At 38.7% G+C, this 20,256-nt stretch carries 22 protein-coding genes; 16 read left to right on the forward strand and 6 right to left on the reverse strand.

What is annotated here, in order from left to right; translation table 11 throughout:
• From LBH49_01100 to LBH49_01110, 3 genes are all read right to left on the reverse strand, one after another.
• Window positions 1-218 (reverse strand): hypothetical protein (locus LBH49_01100; GenBank protein MDR0351232.1); only part of this gene is annotated, 218 nt, incomplete at its 3' end.
• Between the two features lie 367 nt (window positions 219-585).
• Window positions 586-1,323 carry a hypothetical protein gene (locus LBH49_01105; protein ID MDR0351233.1) on the reverse strand — a complete coding sequence of 246 codons (738 nt, stop codon included), beginning with the start codon at window positions 1,321-1,323 and terminating at the stop codon, window positions 586-588.
• Between the two features lie 105 nt (window positions 1,324-1,428).
• On the reverse strand, window positions 1,429-2,088 hold the full coding sequence (locus LBH49_01110; protein ID MDR0351234.1) for a hypothetical protein: 660 nt from the start codon (window positions 2,086-2,088) through the stop codon (window positions 1,429-1,431).
• A gap of 134 nt (window positions 2,089-2,222) precedes the next feature.
• Here LBH49_01110 and LBH49_01115 point away from each other — a divergent pair, with 134 nt between their 5' ends.
• From LBH49_01115 to LBH49_01165, 11 genes are read left to right on the forward strand one after another with little or no spacing between them, the layout of a single operon-like run.
• Complete coding sequence (locus tag LBH49_01115) at window positions 2,223-3,167, forward strand: F0F1 ATP synthase subunit A (GenBank protein ID MDR0351235.1); 945 nt, start codon at window positions 2,223-2,225, stop codon at window positions 3,165-3,167.
• A gap of 37 nt (window positions 3,168-3,204) precedes the next feature.
• On the forward strand, window positions 3,205-3,432 hold the full coding sequence (locus tag LBH49_01120; GenBank protein MDR0351236.1) for an ATP synthase F0 subunit C: 228 nt from the start codon (window positions 3,205-3,207) through the stop codon (window positions 3,430-3,432).
• A 38-nt stretch (window positions 3,433-3,470) separates the two neighbouring features.
• The gene (atpF, locus tag LBH49_01125; GenBank protein ID MDR0351237.1) at window positions 3,471-4,034 is read left to right on the forward strand and encodes a F0F1 ATP synthase subunit B; all 564 of its coding nucleotides are present in this window, start codon (window positions 3,471-3,473) and stop codon (window positions 4,032-4,034) included.
• On the forward strand, window positions 4,015-4,392 hold the full coding sequence (locus LBH49_01130) for a F0F1 ATP synthase subunit delta (protein MDR0351238.1): 378 nt from the start codon (window positions 4,015-4,017) through the stop codon (window positions 4,390-4,392). The genes atpF and LBH49_01130 overlap by 20 nt, the downstream gene beginning before the upstream one ends.
• A gap of 38 nt (window positions 4,393-4,430) precedes the next feature.
• Entirely contained in the window at window positions 4,431-5,672 is a 1,242-nt protein-coding gene (locus tag LBH49_01135; protein ID MDR0351239.1) for a rod shape-determining protein RodA, read from the forward strand.
• A 5-nt stretch (window positions 5,673-5,677) separates the two neighbouring features.
• Complete coding sequence (locus tag LBH49_01140; GenBank protein MDR0351240.1) at window positions 5,678-7,399, forward strand: Rne/Rng family ribonuclease; 1,722 nt, start codon at window positions 5,678-5,680, stop codon at window positions 7,397-7,399.
• Entirely contained in the window at window positions 7,396-8,346 is a 951-nt protein-coding gene (locus tag LBH49_01145; protein MDR0351241.1) for a D-alanine--D-alanine ligase, read from the forward strand. The genes LBH49_01140 and LBH49_01145 overlap by 4 nt, the downstream gene beginning before the upstream one ends.
• A gap of 56 nt (window positions 8,347-8,402) precedes the next feature.
• Window positions 8,403-9,230, forward strand: coding sequence for an FtsQ-type POTRA domain-containing protein (locus tag LBH49_01150; GenBank protein MDR0351242.1), 828 nt, complete (start codon window positions 8,403-8,405; stop codon window positions 9,228-9,230).
• A gap of 15 nt (window positions 9,231-9,245) precedes the next feature.
• The gene (locus tag LBH49_01155; GenBank protein MDR0351243.1) at window positions 9,246-9,926 is read left to right on the forward strand and encodes a UDP-N-acetylglucosamine diphosphorylase; all 681 of its coding nucleotides are present in this window, start codon (window positions 9,246-9,248) and stop codon (window positions 9,924-9,926) included.
• Window positions 9,927-9,975: 49 nt separating this feature from the next.
• Window positions 9,976-10,470: a type III secretion system chaperone gene (locus LBH49_01160; protein ID MDR0351244.1), complete on the forward strand. Its 495-nt coding sequence runs from the start codon at window positions 9,976-9,978 to the stop codon at window positions 10,468-10,470.
• A gap of 7 nt (window positions 10,471-10,477) precedes the next feature.
• Window positions 10,478-11,047, forward strand: coding sequence for a GNAT family N-acetyltransferase (locus tag LBH49_01165; GenBank protein ID MDR0351245.1), 570 nt, complete (start codon window positions 10,478-10,480; stop codon window positions 11,045-11,047).
• Here the strand turns inward: LBH49_01165 and metG are convergent.
• The 3 genes from metG to LBH49_01180 all read right to left on the reverse strand — a co-directional run bounded on the left by metG (window position 11,044) and on the right by LBH49_01180 (window position 13,433).
• Window positions 11,044-12,579 (reverse strand): methionine--tRNA ligase, encoded by a 1,536-nt coding sequence (metG, locus tag LBH49_01170; GenBank protein ID MDR0351246.1) that lies wholly within the window; start codon window positions 12,577-12,579, stop codon window positions 11,044-11,046. The genes LBH49_01165 and metG overlap by 4 nt on opposite strands.
• An 82-nt stretch (window positions 12,580-12,661) precedes the next feature.
• Complete coding sequence (locus LBH49_01175) at window positions 12,662-12,913, reverse strand: hypothetical protein (GenBank protein MDR0351247.1); 252 nt, start codon at window positions 12,911-12,913, stop codon at window positions 12,662-12,664.
• A 280-nt stretch (window positions 12,914-13,193) separates the two neighbouring features.
• Window positions 13,194-13,433, reverse strand: a complete 240-nt coding sequence (locus LBH49_01180) for a hypothetical protein (GenBank protein MDR0351248.1) — start codon at window positions 13,431-13,433, stop codon at window positions 13,194-13,196.
• A gap of 171 nt (window positions 13,434-13,604) precedes the next feature.
• On the opposite strand from LBH49_01180, the gene LBH49_01185 reads away from it, so the two are divergent.
• The 5 genes from LBH49_01185 to LBH49_01205 all read left to right on the forward strand — a co-directional run bounded on the left by LBH49_01185 (window position 13,605) and on the right by LBH49_01205 (window position 20,255).
• Complete coding sequence (locus LBH49_01185; GenBank protein ID MDR0351249.1) at window positions 13,605-14,858, forward strand: hypothetical protein; 1,254 nt, start codon at window positions 13,605-13,607, stop codon at window positions 14,856-14,858.
• 442 nt (window positions 14,859-15,300) lie between these two features.
• Window positions 15,301-16,329, forward strand: a complete 1,029-nt coding sequence (locus LBH49_01190) for a hypothetical protein (GenBank protein MDR0351250.1) — start codon at window positions 15,301-15,303, stop codon at window positions 16,327-16,329.
• Window positions 16,330-16,559: 230 nt separating this feature from the next.
• Window positions 16,560-17,561, forward strand: a complete 1,002-nt coding sequence (locus LBH49_01195; protein ID MDR0351251.1) for a hypothetical protein — start codon at window positions 16,560-16,562, stop codon at window positions 17,559-17,561.
• A 296-nt stretch (window positions 17,562-17,857) separates the two neighbouring features.
• Window positions 17,858-18,883 carry a glycosyltransferase gene (locus LBH49_01200; GenBank protein MDR0351252.1) on the forward strand — a complete coding sequence of 342 codons (1,026 nt, stop codon included), beginning with the start codon at window positions 17,858-17,860 and terminating at the stop codon, window positions 18,881-18,883.
• Between the two features lie 58 nt (window positions 18,884-18,941).
• Window positions 18,942-20,255 carry a glutamate--tRNA ligase gene (locus LBH49_01205; protein ID MDR0351253.1) on the forward strand — a complete coding sequence of 438 codons (1,314 nt, stop codon included), beginning with the start codon at window positions 18,942-18,944 and terminating at the stop codon, window positions 20,253-20,255.
• The last annotated feature ends 1 nt before the right edge of the window (window position 20,256 follow it).

Raw genomic sequence — 20,256 nt, forward strand, 5'->3', positions numbered from 1 at the left:
GTTGAATAATGGGTAATGGATGAGGTCCTTTTGGTAAGAGGAGTTTGTGTCATATTTTCTTTATTAGTGTTTAATTTCTCCATTATATACTTTTTGCTGGAGAAAAGTGCCGTGATCGTCGCTCCAAAACGTGTTTTGCAGGTGTTATTTTCCAGCAGCTTATTGACTGTCTCAAAGAAACTAACGTTCTGGCCACTAATATTAATACCCCCTATCATGATGCACTGATTATATTTTACAGAATTTGGATGTCAAATTTTTCTTTAATAATTTTAGTTGACGGAAGTTTATTTTTTTATAAAGCGCCAATGCGGTTGATATGAATCGCCGAGCGATGGATGCATTTATTTAATCTATTGTCATTGTTAAATCTACTGTATTATTTGCTTGGCCATATGATTTCGCCGCCAGTTCTTTAGGGTTTTCCGGATATTTACTTTTTGCCCAGGAGCACTTCGGTTTGTTTCCTTTCATATTATTGTCCATGTTTCTGCAGGTCTTATTTGGCGATGGCAGATTTAGCAGCTTACCGAGGACAGTGGTTCTTTTTGGAAATATTTAGAAAGTTTTGTGAATAAAAAATAGCTATGGCAGTGTATTCATGATGTTCAGGACGTTTTGTAATGCGTTGGTCATGGATTGCAAGCTACCCTTTTCACCTCTTAACATGACGCGCAGAATTGACTTACTTTTTTCGTCGAGAGGAGTGAATTCTGATTTTATGAGTTTCTCAAGAAGTGGTGAAAGCTGGATGAGATTGCTTTGGATCTGCATTAGGTCTACTTTTTGATCTGAATTTATATTAATTGCGCCGCCGTTGCTTTTTATCAAAACCACAGCTCCCTGGATATTGTCTGCTATTGAAAGAATTTCGTCGCGAAGTGTATTAATGTTAACATTTTGGCTGTCGATCATCTTTTTGATCGAATCTGTGCTATTTTGTATATTGTTAGATGCTTCTCTCGTTGATATGGATGTGTTCAATGGTTGTTGATTTGTATTGTCATAGAGGCCACTGACTTCATTTGGCTCCTGGTGATTGTTTTCATTAATTCCCTTTATTTCTGGAGTATTTGCTATAGCTTCCGATTTATTTTCTTCAAAATCTGGAGAATGGGTAATGGATGAGGTCCTTTTGGTAAGAAAAGTTTGTGTCATATTTTCTTTATTAGTGTTTAATTTCTCCATTATATACTTTTTGCTGGAGAAAAGTACCGTGATCGTTGCTCCAAAACGTGTTTTGCAGGTGTTATTTTTCAGTAGCTTATTGACTGTCTCAAAGAAACTAACATTCTGGCCACTAATATTAATACTTCCTATCATAATGCGCTGATTATATTTTATAGAATTTAGGTGTCAAACTTTTTTTTGATAATTTTAGTTGACGGAAGTTTATTTTTTTATAAAGCGCCAATGCGATGGATGCATTTATTTATTGTCATCGTTAAAAGTTCTTCGATAAAAAGAATTAAAAATGTCAACTTGGGTATTAAGATCAGTGATAGCTGTTTCTAACTTTGCAACTGCTTTTTTTAATTCTTCGTCCTCCTGATTCTGTGGTAATTTTTCTAATACTATAGCTTTAGCCTTTTGTGCAAACTCTAGTGCATTATTGGCCTCATTGCCTATTTTTTTTGTGCAATCATAATCGGTGGAGATCTGGGTATCTTCCAGGGCTTTTTTGTATTTTTTTACGGTTTCAGTGAGTTCGAGAATTCGTTCATTGGGAATTTCATGTTTGGTGATGTTATGTGGAGTAATTGCTGGTTCATTTGTAATAGTAGTGGTATTTGTTTGTGCTTTGGGTTTGCTCGTAAAATTTTTCGTATAATTTTTTATTTTATTGCGAAAATTACTCCATGCTTTCTTGTCAGATCTCTTTGGGTTTTGTTTGGTCAAGGATTTGTTTGGAACATTTGGTTGTTGTGATTTATTTATTGCATTACATAACATTTCATTTACTTTATCCCTTGGTTGAAATGTCAAGAGTAGAGCGCCAAAATAGCTAGTTTTATTGTTTTTCAATTGATTAGCTGCTTCAAAGCGATTACAATTGGCGCCATTAGCGTTAAATCTAGCAAAAACCATAACATAGTAATTATATTTAATATGTCCAAATTGTCAATTTTGAAATATTTTATTGGACAAGTATTTATTTTTTCATAGAAAAGTTAGTGCAAGTGGAGAGAGTAGTGAAGTTGTTTTTAGGTTTCTTAGGTGGCATGGCAATTAGTTCTATGGCTATGGCTGCTGGTGCCCATGGTGCTGCAGCAGAAACTTCCTCTCTGTCAGCCAGTCCAGAAGTGGTTTTTGGTCAAGGCATAACGGATACTCTGGTCACGAGCTGGGTCATTTCATTGGCCATAATATTATTAATGAAGTGGTTGGTTGGCGCTGGACCGACGAAGATTCCTGGGACAGGTCAGGCTGTGGTTGAGTCAATACTAGGTGGTTTGCAAACAATTATGGAACCAATTATGGGAAGAAAAGCCTTTCGGCATATTTTTCCGTTGCTGTTTGGCTATTTTGTTTTTATATTACTGCAAAATTGGAGTGGACTGTTGCCTGGCATTGGCTCGATTCTGCACAAAAGTGGCGGTGTCTATGTTGGCATATTAAGGCCGGTTAATTCGGATTTAAATGCCACATTGGCATTGGCGTTGATTTCATTGGCTGCATGGATGTATTTGTCAATCAAACATGTAGGAGTCGCTGGACTCTATGGTCATATTTTTGGCAACAAGGCCGAGAGGGAAGGTATTCCTGGTCTTATGTATGGATTTTTGTTCATTATTTTCTTTGGCGTTGGGCTCATAGAGTGCATATCGATACTTTTTCGAGGAGTATCATTGTCGTTCAGATTGTATGGCAATGTGTTTGGTGGCGACAATCTGCTTCATAACATGTACACATTCAGCGAGTTTTTGACCAATGACGGTTTTGTAAAGACCGAATTGTTTGGAACTGCTTTGAATGCTTTAGGTGGTGGTGCAAATCTTATTGCGTTTATAATAAAGTACTTAGGTTTTCTGTTGCCGCTGCCATTTTATTTTTTAGAAATTTTGGTTGGACTAATTCAGTCCTTTGTATTTACTCTATTGGTGGCTGTTTATGTCGGGTTAATTGTTAACCATGACGATGAACTGCATCATGTTAATTTAGAATAAGTTATGGTGTTTAATGATTTAATAAAAGGAATAAAATATGCCGTTTGATGTTATTGGTGTTATAGGTGAGGTGACCGGGAAGGGCCTGACTGGTATGTGTGGTTGTGTGGCTGCTGCGCTTGGAGTAGCGATGATTGGAACGAAGGCAGTGGAAGCTGTCGGTCGCAATCCTGGAGCTTCGGGCAAGGTTTTAGTGCAGTCGATTCTCGGCATGGCCCTAGCTGAAGCCGTTGCATTCTATGCTTTGTTCTTCTCTCAAAAGTAGTTATGTTCGGTTATTGAATTATTTTTTGATAGGTATTAATGGCCATTGAGTTGCCAGTATATTTTGCTTCTTCTGCTGTTGGTGCTATTTTTGGCAAGTTCGGCATAGATTGGCATTTGCTTCTGATTCAAGGGGTTAATTTTTTATGTGTGGTCTTTGTGCTTTATCGTTTTGCCTTTCGGCCGGTGCTTAGGACCATGGATGCGCGTAGGAGCGAAATAGAATCAGGATTGAAGTATGCCAGCGATATGAAAGCTGAGCTGGAGAACCTTAACAGTCAGCGCGAGAAGATGATAGACAAAGCGAAGACCGAAGCGTCTGAGATCATTGGAAACGCTCAGCAACAGGCCAAGGTCTATGTGGACCAGCAAAAAGCTGATATGGCTGCTGCTATGGAATCGATGTTTGCCAAGGCCAGGGCTGATATTGGCGCAGAGCGCGACGCTATGATTGAAAATACTAAAAGTGAACTGAAATATCTGGTGGTTGATTTGGCGTCTAAGGTTTTGGAAAAAACTCTGTCGCAAGATGATAAAGATAATTTTGTCCGAGCGGCTTCCATCGAAATGCGAGACGTTTTCTATGCAAAAAAGAACCAATGATGCGTTGATTAAAAACCTTGTTGCTCTGTCCTTTGACAGCGATTCCAAAGTGTCATTTCAAAAAACTAGGGCGGTGGTCACAGTACTGTCTGAATTTGTCGATGGCAAGGTCGCTTTGATAAAATATTTTAAGCTACTACGTAAGGCCATTCAGGACAATACATTAGTAATTGAGTATGCCGGTTCTTTAGATGAAAAAGAGATTAATTCTCTAAAAAATATCATTGAGGCAATAAAAAATCACAAGGTGGATTTGGTGGCAAAGGAAAATTCACAGCTGATCGCTGGGGTAAAGATTTCCATCGGAGATGAAGTTTATGACGCCTCTATCAAAACTCGACTAAATTCCCTAAAGTGATATGCCGCAACATGTTTTATAACATGTGACAGTTAATAATGAAAGTAGTTTACGGTATAAAAGATAGATTTTTATCCACTATTAGATTGTTTTTTGCCAGTGCGATTGACCGGGCGGATCGAGTGTCATTGATTTGCATTGGATGCCTAATGAGTATTGGAATTTTGGCGATACACTCTGCAGAAGGTGGCATATTTGTGCTGTCCAAAATGCAGTTAGTTTGGTCAATTATCGGAATGATGGCCTATATAATTGTGGGCCGGATAGATTATAACGTGTTGATGCGCAATGCTCACTGGCTGTATGGCCTAGGCATCGTCCTTCTGCTATTGCTGTGGACGCCCATTGGTGTTCGACGATTTGGTTCCCTGCGGTGGATCAATGTGGGGATTTTAATTCAACCATCCGAGCCGGCCAAAATAGGGACGCTCATTATGATGGCAAGTTTATTGGCGCGCTCCAATGTGGGAGCTGTAAGATATTCGCTGATAACCATGTTGAAGGCTGGGTTAATATTGATGGTGCCAACAATGTTGATTGTGTTGCAACCTGATCTTGGGTCGTCACTTACATTTTTTCCTATGGTTTTTTCATTGTTGTTTGTTTCAAATCTTTCGAGTAAATTTTTTGTGGTTGTCTTGAGTTCTATTTTACTTGCAATTGGTCTGGTGGCGGTAGATGCGTATTCGTATCATATCTTTCTGGATAGCAATAAGTTAAATCCTTATGAGGCGATTGGTCAGTATGAAAATCGTTCTTTTTTGCCATTGAAAGATTATCAACGAAATAGAATAATTTCGTTTGTTGCACCAGATGTTGTTGATCCAAAAGGTACTGGTATTAGTTGGAACCTGAGGCAGTCATTGATTGCCGTTGGGTCTGGTGGTTTCTGTGGAAAAGGCCATGGCAATGGCACCCAGGCAAAACTTGGCTATTTGCCAAAATCTGTGGCATCCAATGATTTTATTTTTTCAGTCATCGCCGAAGAACATGGATTTATTGGCGGGGTGATTATTTTAATTTTATATATTATTTTGATAGGCAATGGGTTAAAGATCGCATGCATGGCTCGTGATAGATTTGGCATGCTATTATGTGTTGGTGCCAGTGTTATTCTACTGATCCATATTTTGATCAACATTGGGATGACCATCGGGGTGATGCCGATTACTGGAATTCCATTGCCTTTCCTTAGTTATGGTGGCTCGTTCATGTTGGTGTGCAGCATTTTACAAGGCATCATACAGAGTGTTTTTAGATTTAGAAAGAGTTATAATTGAAAATTATGGGTAGATTTAATGATGAAAGGATAGTGGCAGAGTTGAGAAAAACTCCTAAGGAGCCAGTTTATAGCGGCCCATCGAAGGAAGTCCTTAAAGGCGAAGCGCTTATAAGGTCAAAGGAGCAGACTTTGTTGCAAAGAATAATAAGAGCTTTTACGCGGTCAGACAAAATTTTTCGAGAAATTATTATCAATTCATCATCCACAGAAAAACGAGTTGCATTGCTGGAAGATGGTGTGCTGCAAGAATTTGAGATCGAATATTCGGATATGAATAATTCCGTTGGGGCGATATTTAGAGGAAAAATTCAGAACCTTGAATCTGGTCTCAAAGCGGCTTTTGTGGAGATAGGAACTGAAAAAAATGCATTTTTGCACTACTGGGACGCCATTCCGGCAGCAGATTCATCGGTGGAGGTGGTTCGAGAAAATACGACGGCAAAAAAAGCAACCATTGCGGCCAGTGATATTCCGAAATTGTATCCAATTGGTTCCGAAATAATGGTTCAGATAATAAAATCGCAGATTGGAACCAAGGGGCCAAGGGTCACGACTAACATTGCATTGCCTGGCCGCTTTGTAGTATTGATGCCGTTCAGTGGCGAGTGTGGTATCTCAAAAAAAATAGAATCGAAGGTCGAACGATCGAGGTTGAAAGAGATTTTGAATAAAATAAAAATTCCCGACGGTATGGGATTGATAATTCGGACCGCTGGTGAAGGAAAAAAAATGAGATACTTTGTGAGAGATATTCATATTTTGCTGAAAAAATGGGAGACAATTAGCAATAATATGAAAAAAAATTCTGGCCCAGCGATGATCTATAAGGAACCGGATTTAATCGAGCGCACCGTTCGCGATTTCCTTACAGATGATATAGATAGAGTCATAATAGATGATGAAGATGATTACAATAAAATTTTAGATTTGGTGGGAACAATTTCGTCGCGTTCCAAACGAAAAATTCATTATTTTAGCAATGATATTGCCATATTTGAGAGATTCAATGTGGAGCGCCAGGTCGAGCAGACCATGATGAAATATGTATCGTTACCTTCTGGTGGAGAGATTGTTATAGAAGAAGTAGAGGCACTAACAGCCATCGATGTTAATACCGGAGCTCATCGAAATAAAAATGATGAGACGGAAAATAAGAATTTTATCTATCAGGTTAATGCTGAAGCTGCTAGAGAAATCGCCAGGCAAATAAAGCTCCGAAACCTTGGCGGGCTAATAATTGTGGATTTCGTCGATATGAAAAATCCGCGCGATAAGAAAAAACTTTATGAGTTGATGTGTGAATTGATCGGAAAAGATAGGGAACGAACCCAGATATTGCCGATTTCTCATTTTGGTTTGATGCAAATATCCAGGCAACGGCATTCGCAGAGTACGGCGAGAGATTTGCGTGATGCTTGCCCTTATTGCAGTGGCAAAGGATTCGTAAAGTCTTCGCGGGCAGTCAGTTTGGAAATTCAGCGCAGACTAAGCGGTATCCTGAGACGGCTAGGTGGCGATGCGAAAAACGGAAGTTCAACAAAATTGAAGCGGATAAGAATATTTATTCATCCCTCTGTGGGGCAATATCTTCGCGAACGTTACGAAAAAGTTCTATTGGACATTGAGCGTAATAATAATGTAAAATTGATTTTTCGAGCAGATTCTGCTTTTCATGCGGAAAATTTTAAGATAGTTGATGTTGATAATGGCAGAGAATTAAAGTGAAAGAATGTAACAAAATAGTTATATTATGTGGTGGTTACAGTTCATCGGAACGAGAAATTTCGCTGAAAGGTGGTGAGGCGGTATGCCGTGCGTTGGCAGATATTTTGAATGTGGTAAAAATACACTTGGATGCAGATGAAATTCCTGTAAAATTGGACCCAAAAACAGATGTAATTTTTCCGATTTTGCACGGGGAATTTGGTGAAGATGGTCAGCTTCAGCGTTTGCTAGAAACCACTGGATTTGGTTTTGCTGGCAGCGATTCGCAGTCTAGTGCGTTATGTATGAATAAGTTACGTGCAAAAACTTTGGCGTTGGAGCTGGGTATTAATACGGCAAAATTTGTCGAACTAGAGTCTAGGCAGTATGAATATGAAGAACTTTGCGATGCATTTTCTGGCCATCCTTTTGTATTGAAGCCGGTGGGCAAAGGAAGTAGTATTGGAGTTCACAGGATTTTTGCCAAAAGTGACTGGTTGGCGGTTTGTGGTGAAGTTTTGCGTGGCGACTGGTTCGTTGAAGAGCATGTCCGAGGCCGCGAGATAACGGTGCCAATTCTTGGACATAAGTCTTTGCCTATGATAGAGATAATGCCAAAGAGCGGGTTCTATGATTATAGGCATAAATATGTAGCCGGGATGACCGAATATATTGTGCCAGCAAAAATTGACCACGGTTTAGTTGCTGTATTTTCAGAGTGGTCCGAGAAAATATATGCCAATTGTGGCTGTCGCGATTTCGGGCGCATTGATTTCATCCTGTCCAATGAAGGTGTTGTCAACTTCCTTGAGATTAATACAATTCCCGGAATGACTGCCACTAGCTTGTTTCCAAAAAGCGCTGCCTACAATGGCTTATCGTTCCAAGAGCTTTGCGTTGAAATGATAATGCCAGTTCTGAAACGGTCGGGTATTTCGCTAAAAAATGTCCTATTATCATCAAATTAAATTGCTCCGAAATTGTGCATGAGATTGCTAAAAAATCGCCCAACTGTCTGAATCATGTGTTTAAAAAATTAGCACTTTGGCTATCGGTCGGAGCGATTATCATTGGACTAGCCTATGGAAGCTATCTATTTCTGGTTGAGCGATATCCTGTTCTCAAGCAGAATATATTTACCCAGCCGGTCAGGCAGATAGATTTTCTGTCCGATGGCGTTTTGTCAGCTCACTGGGCGAAAGGAATTATTTCAGTGAAAAAAAATATTGACATTATGGATGTGGATATTTTCGAAATCAGAGATAAATTTGAGCTATTCAGGCAAATAAAGCATGTGGAAGTCAAAAGATCATTTCCTGATACGATAAAAATTCATATCCATGAGCGATGGCCAGTTTTACGTGTGTTGGGCCAGGAGAATAACAGAAGTAAGATGGTCAGAACTCAAATGTTCATTGATTCTGAAGGGGTTATATTTCAAGGCATGGGATATTCGAGGGAGATGGTGGAGGGATTGCCGTATCTTGACGCTGCTATGATCAAGAAAGACAAGCGTTCCGGGCAGTATGAATGTGCCGATGGGATCGATGGAGTTGCCGAACTTATGTCTCTGGCTAGGAAGAAGTATCCGAACATATATTCTAAATTTGAGGTAATTTCCTGTGACAAAGTTATGGGGAAACATGCTGCGCCTTGGCGAAGGATAAAATTGCGATGTAGTTTTGCCAAAGAGGTGGTTTTCAGTGACAGCAATTTTGAAGAGCAACTCGAAAAACTCAATTTTATCCTTTCCGACACAAAGGTTAGCACTAAGCTTCCGGTTTATAGACTGGATGTTACTGCAGGTAAGGAAGTTGTGGTTAAGTTTAGGGATGATAATGGCGGTAAATAGGTGATAAATAAAATCATGAATGCGATAGATTTTTTTCAATTTCCAGAAAACTTTGGTCACTTTAGCGGATATTTTGATCTCCATCAGGCTCCATGGGAATGGCTTTGCAAGATAAAGATAGCATTGGAAGAAAGGAGGTTACAGAACTTAGCGCCGGGAATTAGCGGTGGAGTTTCCGTAGGCCGCAACGTATATATTCATCCGAGTGTAAAATTGCCGCATTTTGCCACATTGGGCAATAACGTGTTCATCGACAAGGAGACCGAGTTGAGGCCTGGTGCCTATGTAAGGGATAATGTCATCATTGGCTGTGGCTGTGTTATTGGCAATTCGTGTGAGCTAAAGAACTCTATAATAATGAATTACGTGCAAATTCCTCATTTTAACTACGTGGGTGATTCGATCCTTGGCAACCATTGCCATCTCGGTGCCGGCGTAATTTTGGCTAATCTGCGGCTGGATAAGAAGTGTGTGCGTGTTTTACAGAAGGATACCGGTCTCAGAAAATTTGGTGCAATCCTTGGTGATTTGGCCCAGGTCGGCTGTAATTCTGTTCTAAATCCTGGCACAATTCTCCACAAAAATGCCACGGTATCGTCCTGCATGTCCTTCGCTGGAGTGTTGCCATGCAACAAGATAGCGTTCATTGATAGAAATGGTGTGGCGATGGTGAAAAATATGAAAACTGATAATTGACAAATTTTGTTATTGTTTTATCAGCCAATAAAAATACAATTCTATAAGGATGGGTGACTTAATTAAATTTAAAAGAGTGGTTGGCTATTTAGCTGAACAATTGAAGCTCGGCAACTTGGAACCTGATGAAGAGGGAGCCTGTTACCTTGCCTTTGATGATGATTTAATAATGAAATGCGCTGCCATAGAAGATTCAAATCAGGTTGAGATGGTTTCTTATGTTGGTGTATTGCAAAGAGATAGCGTTGATGCGCTGAGGGAAATTTTAAAATATAATCATTTTTGGAGTGATACTGCCGGCGCAAATCTTGGTCTCTCCGATGAGGATAGCACAGTGATGCTAAGTCAGTACATAGACATGGACTTCATCGATGAAATAACATTTTATAAATCCGTCGAGAATTTTGTAAATGCCATGGATCATTGGAAAACGAAATTCCCTGAGTTGGCCAAATTTGCCGAAGATGGCGCTCCTCAACAGGCTGTAGATCAAGGAGTTCCGGTTTCTGGAGACTATAATCCTGGTTTTATGATGGGAGTATGAGTTCGCTATGAATGGCTTCGGCGGACTGGAAAATGCTCCGATGATTTTTTCAGAGGACGTGATTCTTAAAGCTTTATCATACAAAAATATTGATAACATAACAGCCTATTTGAGCGATAGGGAAACAGTTTTTTTGCTGACCTACACGCCCTATCCCTATACCAGAGAAATGGCAGAGTTCTGGATCCGCCACATAGACAATACCATGGCGCGCGGCGAAACCTTTTACTGGAGCATAAATGTTAAAAGTGATTTCATCGGCACCATTGGCCTATCCATATTCAGCGAGCATGATAAGGCCGAAATGCATTATTGGATTGGTAAGCCTTACTGGGGCAATGGTTACTGTACTGCTGCTGCACGCCTTGTCATCAATTATTGTTTCAACGTTATGAAATTGCATCGGCTGGAGGTGAATCATATGACTCGCAATGTCGGTTCTCGGCGAGTCATAGAAAAATGTGGATTCATCTTCGAAAGCGAAGCTGTCGACTACGTAAAAAGGTTCGGTAAATATGAAAACGTGATGTTTTATAGACTGATGATGGATGATGTGAAGAACACTCGTTCCAACTAAGGATCTAGCCTCGGGAAAAGTATTGCGCTTTCAATAAATCGATTGCCAGCCAACGAGTTGCTGAACAATAGGTCGGTCTTCCAACAGAGTTTTCCAGGATGCATCCCAAACAAATAAAATATCTTATCAGCCATATTCGGCATCAATGGATATAGAGCCAGGGCCGTTATCCTAACGCATTCTGCTGCAATGGCTAATGTTGCAAACAAGGTGTTTTTGTCATCACTGGAAGAGGATTTTGCCAGCTTCCATGGCGCCATGGTTTCTATATATTTATTGGTTGCTCTTATGAAAATAAACAGATCATCCAAGGCCAAATGAAACTGCAAGCCATAGCACTGATCAATGAATCTATCTTTAATCGTCGCCCATAGCGCTATCATGCCTCCATCATAGCCTTGATCTTGAGTATATTCTGGGCACACGCCATTGCAATAGCGCGACACCATGTTCAATATTCGGCTGACCAAATTGCCTAGATCATTGCCCAAATCATTGTCATATCTGGCACTGAATAAATCGTGGGAAAAATCACTATCTTGGCCAACTTTCATCTCGCGAATCAAAAAATAGCGAACAGGATCGGAGCCATATATTTTCGCATACTCCATCGGATTTATTACATTACCAAGGCTTTTGGACATCTTTGTGCCGGAACAGGTCCACCAGCCATGAGCGAGAAGTGTCTTTGGCATAGGGATATCTAGAGCATGAAGCATTATTGGCCAATAGACCGCATGGGCAGGCACAAGAATATCTTTGCCTATGGTGTGGTAATCCACTGGCCAATATTCTTCAAAATCATTTGTGCCGTAACCTACTACAGAAATGTAGTTTATGAGCGCATCGAACCATACATAGGTGACATATTGATCATCAAAGGGCAATGGAATTCCCCAGGATAATCGATGCTTGGGTCTGGAAATACATAGATCATTGATGTCATCTGCCAGAAACTCAAGGACTTGCTTTGCGCGAAACTGTGGAAAAATGAAATCTGGATGGCCATTTATATAATCTGCCAACCAATCTCTGTGCTTAGTCAGGCGAAAAAAATAATTGGATTCGCTCATCTCAATCACATCGCCAAACACTTCTTTTGGCCAGATGCCATTGACTTTATCCTTTTCTTGCAGAAACTGTTCTGTTACAGTGCTATAGTAGCCGCTGTATTCTGCTTTGTATATATCTCCTTGGTCAAATAATTTCTGTAATATATTGATAACCACTGCCTTGTGTCGCGGTTGGGTTGTGCGTACATAGTCATCATACAAAATCGAAAGTTCTCGACACATGGACCTAAATTCTACGGCGGTTGCATTGCATAATTCCTGAGGGGTCATGCCATTTTTTTCCGCCGTTTGTTGAACTTTTTGACCATGTTCATCCAATCCAGTCAGGAAATGGACTTCTTCTCCCATAAGACGATGAATTCTTGATATCACATCTGCCAAAATTTTTTCATAGGCATGGCCAATGTGTGGTTTCCCATTGGCATAATCTATGGCCGTCGTTATATAAAATTTCTTCATAATAGGTTATTTTGGCAAAACAATACCTGTCCATTGCCATGGCATACCAATGTATAGAATGACCGACGGTCAAGCCTAAACATCATTTGCGCTGGGAGTTTAACCATCCAGGATTTTTTATTGTATTTTTTATGCCAATGAATGTTATGACCAAATAAACCGCATACATGGTGGCCTGGGCGTATTCTTTTATGTTTATATTACGGATAAATAAAAATCCATTGCTGAATAACCATAATAAATAGCACAGTTTCAATCGAAGAGTTGCATTTAAGTAGGCACCAATCAGAGAAATTACCACTGAAATCCAAGTCAATATTTCAATAACCTCCATAGCTAATGACAAAAAATCAACGAAAGCCTAGGTTGTTAAAGTCACATCTTTGGATTTGTCAATGGATATTCTGCTATCTCGGGCTTGAGAATAGCTGGGCACAGTTAATTGAAAATTTTCCCAGGATAAATTTTTAAATATTTTTTCTGTTTTCAATGCAAGTTCCAAAGCCGTATTCCTGATGCCATCGGTATCGAAAATCGGTATGTTGTTCTTTAAAAATATGATCTTATTGTGGTTATTGGTCCATTCAATATTAATTGCTTTGGTGGAGATTTTTTCAAATTAGAGGCATTTTGGTCCAGGTCGCTTTGGATTGGGCAAGGGAGTCGAGCCTGCTATGGTCCAGGACTAGGTAGGTGAAGCCGTTGGCAATGGCCTTTTCCACTGCTTGGTTTAGTGATATGTAAAAAGTAGCATTTTTTTGTATGCGATTTATTAATCGAAAATGGTAGTTCACTGGCTGTTTTGCTAAGCATCCGCGCATTTCTGTCGAATTTTTTTGAACCAATCCTATCATAGAATGAAAAGAATGAGAAATAAAATTAGTAATTAAAGCTTGATATATTAGACTTTGATGCCAGAGTTATGCCCTATTGGCATTTTGAGGTGATGATCAGAGATTGTCGTGAATGGTCATGAAATTTTTGTGTTCTATGATGAAAAGTTATTTATTGGATATATATAAGTTATGAAGAAATGTTTATCGATTGGCATGATCCTGGAGGCTATGTTTTTTTTCTCGGCAGTGGTAATCACTGGACACTGCTATGGTGCCGAAGTGGGTTGCTGTATTGATGTAAATTCTCCGGTTACTGTAAAGCTTGGGCGAGATTTTTACGATGTGCCCGGTGATGGCAATTGTGGCTATTGGGCAATAGCTGTTGGAAATAGTCCGAAAAAAGGGATCTATGAGCGTGAAGATATGCTTAATATCCGTAGGATAGTGCATTCATCGCTGGATAATTATGTTAATGCCAAGGATAATATGCAGTTAGAATCATGCAATTGTATAAAAATTGCACAGAAAATAAATAAATCGATAGTTGTTTCTGGCCTTAATAATGACTCTGGTTCAAAGAAAATTAATCCTTGCAAAGTAACTATTTATAAAGCCTGCGGTGACACAGAAAATGGCGATTTTATCGATGGTATGGATAAAAATAATCAACAACTTGTTGGTGTCAAATGCTTAAAGGCTCAAATAAATGTGGATTATTTGAGGAATTCCAGGTATGAATTGTTTAAAAAATTGTATGGAAATGATGAATATTTTAAATCCAATGGCAATGTGAATGAAGCTGTGGTTGAACAAACCCAGGTTAATTTTATCAAAAATTTTTTCGATAAATGGATAAATATAAATGATGTGATGCCCTATCCGTCCGATGCTGAAATACAAAATTTCGATGCCAAATCGGATGGTGTGGATCGCTGTAATTTTGAGAAGATCTGGAGCAATTTTTTTTCCAATCAAATATCCCAGAACAAAAAATTGCAATGTGTTATCAGTGAAAATAATGCGATATTCATTCATAATATAGGTGCCCATTGGGTTGTGGCATTGCAGAACAAAAATGGTGGTTTGGAAAATTATGACGGATCCATTCGCTTCGAAAATACATTCAATATAGACTTAAATGCAAAAAATCCTTCGTCACCAAGTTCTTGTCATTCACTTGATCCATTATTGGGGACTCAGGTATTGAAAGTTCTGCCGTTTCAGCCGTTAAATGTGGCACAAAATACCATCCCAACCATGTCATATTTTAAGAAAAAATGTTTTCATTTTGGTACCAAACTTATTGCCTTTAAGAAAAATGATTCTCGGAATGTAAAAGTTTTAGAATCTGGTAAAAAATGTAGTCATTTAAAAATTAAGTCTGTTGCTAAAGCTGTTCCGAAAAAAAAACGAAGTCTAAGTAGAAGTGAGCGACGGAAATGATGGCGTTGAACAAATGGGTTTCAAAATAAATGGCCCTAGGCATTGAACCAGAAAAAATAGAAAATTTGCCGATTTATACAAAATATTAGATGTGGTGTAAATTTCTCTTGACATCTTTTAAATTTTAAGAGATGTTCAGCCATTCATGAAATTAGAAATCAATTAATATGAGTGTTTTTTGCAATCTAAAATTGGAGTCAGTAAGTAAAAGGCAAAAAATAGTGGCTTAGAATTATTTTGATGGAAAGTTAGTGTTTTGATTGGCATAATGGCATGGTATAGAATATTGATATAAGGAGGTTAAGTGAAGTAGAAGTCAAAAGTGATGAAAGTAAAAGTATTTTAATTCTGAATTGATGTCAATGGGTATTCGTGTCCGGATTTGATATAAGTTTATTGGCATTTTGTAGTTTTTTAATATAATTATAGATATTTAGATGTTATGAAAAGGATTAATTGTGGCAAATGCTCATTATTTGAGAGGGTTGTTGTCATTACATTTCTGTCGATTGTGTCGTTTATGACATTTGATTGTTACGGCATTTTTGTGAAAGAAGGAAAGTGGACCGGGGGCTATGGCAATTCTGTGTTGGCTAGATATCTTAGGCGCACATTATATAATGTATCTGGTGGCGGCTGGAATGGATGTGGATATTATGCTGTATGCGTAGGATTGAATCCGCAGAGCGGTCGATATAGCTGTGCTGATGCTTTGGCTATCAGAAGGATTGCTTATCCCAATGTTAGTGATGATGCGGATTGTCGTGACAGTGGGACTGCTTTTTCTACCCGTAATGAATGTAGCGGAAAAATTGCTCAAAGTCTTGGTGTTATCATAGCCATGTCTGGCGTGAGAGATAAAACCGGGAGAGAGGTTATCGTCATAAATTACAAAGATGGCAATAGGTATATTGAAGAGGTTAGCAATTTTGATTTTAGCAAAGACTATGGCTTTAATAATGGAGATACAGTGATTCTTCTTCATCGCATACCAGCCGAAGGCATGCCTAGCGGTATGCCTCATTGGGTAGTTGGATTGCCAAATAATTTGGGCCGCGCATCTAATGAATTTGAAAAGATTATATTGCCTAAGGCTAGAGTATTGGGCGGTGTTAGGGCACCAGAAACAAATGCGGTCCAAAGTGTTAATTCCAGTGTAGATAACAGAATAATTGCTGAGCCAAATGTACGATCTTCCAAAAAAATCGCGCAATCTAACGGCGGGGTTAAGAGGTCAAAAAGAAAAAAAGGTAACGCATTTAGTGGTTCATTTTCAAGGAAAAGTCAAAAAAATGCACGAGCTGGTGGCGGTGGCCGCAGGTCCAATGGACGCAAAAAAGGCAAAAAAAATAAAAAAGGCAAAATTGGCGTATCTCATGTGGCGAGTGCCAAAAAATTTAATGCTTCTGCAAAGAAAAAATTAAAGAGGAATAGAAAAATTTTGAAAAAAGTCCGAAATTCAAAAAATTAGAAACACTAAAAATTTTTGCTGATTTTGTGGATTAATATGATCTTATCGATACCGTGGAATGACCTTTCATAGTATTTTCGCCTTTGCATTTCATCAAGCTAGTTACGTAATGAAAAGAAGATGAAGCTTTCATATGGTCGCTGATGTAAAAATTAATATTTTGAAAATTATTAATAATTTTGTTGACATCCTAAAATAATAATGAAGAGAATATATCTGCCGTTGTGAAAATGAAAAATTTAATGATTAGTAGGTTTTGGGCAATTTTTTTTGCCATGTGGGTATTATTTATAGGTTTTGGTGCGAGTAATGAATTAGCTGCCGTTACCGCGTCCAGGCCCAATGTGGCGGCGGTTAATAAATGGACGCGCAACTCTAACGGCACTGGTAACTCATTAATTGTAAATGATTTAATTTTGCATAATGTGTCTGATCATGGATTATTTAGTGGCTATTGGGCGATAGCCATTGGGTTGAACCACGGAAGAGATTGTTCTATTTTTGATGCATATAAAATCAGAAAATATATTCATAAGAATCTTGATGATAAGCACGATTGTACTGAGGATACCATGCTGCAGAATTACAAATGCAGTGATATTGCGAAGGCCATTAAGCGGACAATAGTTATTTGTGGATTTAATGATATTAATTTTTCCAACAATGACAAATTTGCAGAGGTTTTTCTGTCCAATGGTAACAGTTATTATTGTGTCATGAATGGAGCTAATGGAGTAATTCATATTAATGATTGCAATAAGCTGAGAATAAAAAACAAGAAATGTAGCCAAGGTGAAAAGATTAAAGGTAGAGACGGTGTGAGTATTACTGCGAAGGTTTTAGAGGCGGTGTCCAGTAAGGATGCAATATTTTTATATGAAAATCAAAATGGTAGCTATTCTGTTGCATTATGGCGTGATTCAAATGTGCCGACAGTACAACCGGCAGCTAATCCAGTAAGTAACCCAGCCGTTGGTTTGGCAACTAGCTCAACGACAACTGACTCAATGGCAAATCCAGTGCATAATAATAATAGTCTGGCCAAGGGTTATGGGCGTAGAAATCGGTTTGGCAGAAGGGGCAGAAGATGGCGACGAAATAATGTGGCTGCACAAACCAGTAGAAATGGCAGAAAATTAAACAAAAGGCAGGCGAGAAATAAAAAATTATCAATTGATATGAAAAATATGAGTATATCGAAGATGGGTCATATAAAAAATAAAAGAAGCTAGTTAGCTTTTATGTTTTAACTATTTCAGTGCTTTTTATTTTAAAAGTTCTGATAGATGAAGCGTGAGAAGGTAAATGATTGTGGAATTAAAGCTGTGTATGACATTTGGCAGAGCGATGGCAAGCATGGTGTCTAGCGTAATTATAATGAAATTTTGTATTGCCTAGTGGCTTTTTGCTTACATTATAGAGGATATTCGATGGTGGTCATATATCTGTTGGTGTTGGACTTAGGCCTAGTGACGGTGGATTAACTACCAATGTAAATCATTTTACCGAAGCGTTAGGTGGTTCGGTTGTGGTATTTTCTGGCGATGATATGTTTCGACATTCATTGATAGCTAAGGAGATATATCAACTGAGCCCCTGTGATAATTTTTTTGGCAGAGCTTTTGCTTATATTAATAGGTATGAATTGGAAAGTGCTGAAAAATATGTAGTGAAATCGGCGAAGATCATTACCTGCCATTGTTTGTATAGATTTCATTGCCATTTTGTCCATAAGATGTTCCGACAGTATGGTATACCGTACAATGTTGTTCTTCATGGAGCTTTGGATAGATTCGTTAGATCTCAGAGAAAAATTTGCAAAGCTTTATGGCTGAATATGTTTGGAAAGCAATTTTTGGCCGATGCAAGATATGTGATCTGTGCAACCTCGGCGGAAAAAATTAAAGCCATGGAATTTTTCTCCAATGCAAATTATGTAGATTTATATTGGCCCACAGAGCTTTATGAAAAAAAATGGACAGAATTAGATAAGAAAAGACAAGAGCTAAGGATCCGATATGGAATCAAAGAAGGTTTTAGGGTTTTGTTATGTCTTGGTCGGTTAAACAGCGTCAAAAATCCACTCGATGTCATAATATCTTTAAAAGAAAATCGCGCCAAAATTGTTCTGTTACTTGTTGGGCCAGAAGATGATATATCGTTTAAGCAATGCTATGCTACGGCCAAAAAATGTGGTGTTGAAATTAGATGTACAGGATTTGCAGATCTGGAAAAGAAGGAAGAAATATTTGCGATTACTGATTACTATATTTCGCTGGCCCATCACGAAAATTTCAATTATGCTTTGGTTGAATCGTTGGCGAGAGGCATTCCGGCAATAATATCCCGCGGAAATGATTTGAGTCACGATATTACCGGCGAATCATTTTGCAATGTTGTTGATTCACGAAGTGATGTGAATTTTGTTTTGCAACAACTTGATAATATTAGTGGTTGTGAGTCAGGCGTGCGATTAAAGTCTGCCAAAGAATGGGTCAAAGAGCATATGCAGTTTAGCGACTTTAGAAACAAGTTGCTAATTTTATATCAATAATTATCACATATTTTCTTGCTAGATTGTCATTATTGTTACATAGTTTAAAACAGTACTGATGGAAGATGTTCGTGTTAGATTTGCTCCAAGTCCGACGGGGTTTTTACACATAGGTGGTGCCAGGACGGCGCTTTTCAACTGGTTATATGCTAGGCATACCAGTGGTACTTTTGTGCTGAGAATAGAGGATACCGATGCGCATAGAGATACGCAAGATGCTGTGGATGTTATATTTAAAGGTCTGCGATGGCTTGGCTTGGATTGGGATGAAGGTCCCTTTGCTAGGGAAAAATTTGGGCCATATTTCCAGAGTAGGCGCGGTGAGATATATAAAAAATATCTTGCTAAACTTAGGTCAAGCGATCGAGTCTATGATAAAGATGGTGCGATTTATTTCAAAATATCCGGAGAGCCGCAGGTGATAGATGATTTGATTCGTGGGCGCGTAACACGCAAAGAAGAGAAGGATTTTGTCATTTTTAGATCTGATGGGTCTCCGGTGTTTCATTTCGTTAACGTCGTCGATGACATAGACATGCAGATCACGCATGTGATTCGCGGCGAAGATCATTTATCAAATACCAGCAAACATATTGAGCTTTTTAAGGCTTTTGATGCAAAGGTTCCCCATTTTGCACATATCCCGTTGATTTTGAAAGAGCACGGGCAAGGAAAGATGAGTAAGCGCGACACTGGTGCATTGGTCGAGGATTATGAGAAACGAAAAATTTTGCCAAATGCTCTAAGAAATTATTTGTGTCTGCTGGGTTGGTCGCCGAAAGATGATACGGAAGTCCTTCCTATTGAAGATATTGTTGAAATGTTTGATTTGAAAGATATTAACAAAAACAACGCCAGGTTTGATGAAAAAAAGTTGGCTCATATAAATTCAGAATATCTAAGATCTATGCCGATGGATGAGTTTTGGGACATTGGTATAAAGATACTGCTTGACGAAGGCATCATTACGCAAGATACTGATAGAGAGTATGTTTTTGATGTTTTATCCATTTGCCAAGAGAAGATGCGTTCCTTCGAGGAATTGTCGAATTTTGTGAGCTATTTTTTTTCAGAAGATTACGAGTTTGACGATGAGGTAAAGGAAAAGCTAGCAAAGTTCGATCCGAAGAAAAGGATAGATGAAGTGGTCGACGGAATTATGAATATGACCGATTACTATCAGGATGAATTGGAAGGACTTATCGTTGCATTGGCGAAAATTCATCATGTCAAAACCGGAGACTATATCCATACAGTCAGATTTGCTGTTTCTGGAAGGTCCGTTGGGCCAAGCTTTTACAAATTACTATCTGTGCTTGGCAAAAAGACTGTTTTGGCTCGGCTAAAAAGAGCATTGGAGATTTTTCAATAAT

It is taken from the genome of Puniceicoccales bacterium (genome assembly GCA_031255005.1).
Classification (GTDB): domain Bacteria; phylum Verrucomicrobiota; class Verrucomicrobiia; order Opitutales; family LL51; genus JAIRTH01.

Excerpts from the sequence above, each read along its gene's own strand:
- LBH49_01185 (MDR0351249.1), top strand. The coding sequence starts at position 13,605 with ATGAAGAAATGTTTATCGATTGGCATGATCCTGGAGGCTATGTTTTTT.
- LBH49_01120 (MDR0351236.1), top strand. The coding sequence starts at position 3,205 with ATGCCGTTTGATGTTATTGGTGTTATAGGTGAGGTGACCGGGAAGGGC.
- LBH49_01155 (MDR0351243.1), top strand. The coding sequence starts at position 9,246 with ATGAATGCGATAGATTTTTTTCAATTTCCAGAAAACTTTGGTCACTTT.
- LBH49_01110 (MDR0351234.1), bottom strand. The coding sequence starts at position 2,088 with ATGGTTTTTGCTAGATTTAACGCTAATGGCGCCAATTGTAATCGCTTT.
- metG (MDR0351246.1), bottom strand. The coding sequence starts at position 12,579 with ATGAAGAAATTTTATATAACGACGGCCATAGATTATGCCAATGGGAAA.
- atpF (MDR0351237.1), top strand. The coding sequence starts at position 3,471 with ATGGCCATTGAGTTGCCAGTATATTTTGCTTCTTCTGCTGTTGGTGCT.
- LBH49_01180 (MDR0351248.1), bottom strand. The coding sequence starts at position 13,433 with ATGATAGGATTGGTTCAAAAAAATTCGACAGAAATGCGCGGATGCTTA.
- LBH49_01115 (MDR0351235.1), top strand. The coding sequence starts at position 2,223 with ATGGCAATTAGTTCTATGGCTATGGCTGCTGGTGCCCATGGTGCTGCA.
- LBH49_01205 (MDR0351253.1), top strand. The coding sequence starts at position 18,942 with ATGGAAGATGTTCGTGTTAGATTTGCTCCAAGTCCGACGGGGTTTTTA.
- LBH49_01165 (MDR0351245.1), top strand. The coding sequence starts at position 10,478 with ATGAATGGCTTCGGCGGACTGGAAAATGCTCCGATGATTTTTTCAGAG.
- LBH49_01195 (MDR0351251.1), top strand. The coding sequence starts at position 16,560 with ATGAAAAATTTAATGATTAGTAGGTTTTGGGCAATTTTTTTTGCCATG.
- LBH49_01105 (MDR0351233.1), bottom strand. The coding sequence starts at position 1,323 with ATGATAGGAAGTATTAATATTAGTGGCCAGAATGTTAGTTTCTTTGAG.
- LBH49_01130 (MDR0351238.1), top strand. The coding sequence starts at position 4,015 with ATGCAAAAAAGAACCAATGATGCGTTGATTAAAAACCTTGTTGCTCTG.
- LBH49_01140 (MDR0351240.1), top strand. The coding sequence starts at position 5,678 with ATGGGTAGATTTAATGATGAAAGGATAGTGGCAGAGTTGAGAAAAACT.
- LBH49_01190 (MDR0351250.1), top strand. The coding sequence starts at position 15,301 with ATGAAAAGGATTAATTGTGGCAAATGCTCATTATTTGAGAGGGTTGTT.
- LBH49_01160 (MDR0351244.1), top strand. The coding sequence starts at position 9,976 with ATGGGTGACTTAATTAAATTTAAAAGAGTGGTTGGCTATTTAGCTGAA.
- LBH49_01135 (MDR0351239.1), top strand. The coding sequence starts at position 4,431 with ATGAAAGTAGTTTACGGTATAAAAGATAGATTTTTATCCACTATTAGA.
- LBH49_01175 (MDR0351247.1), bottom strand. The coding sequence starts at position 12,913 with ATGGAGGTTATTGAAATATTGACTTGGATTTCAGTGGTAATTTCTCTG.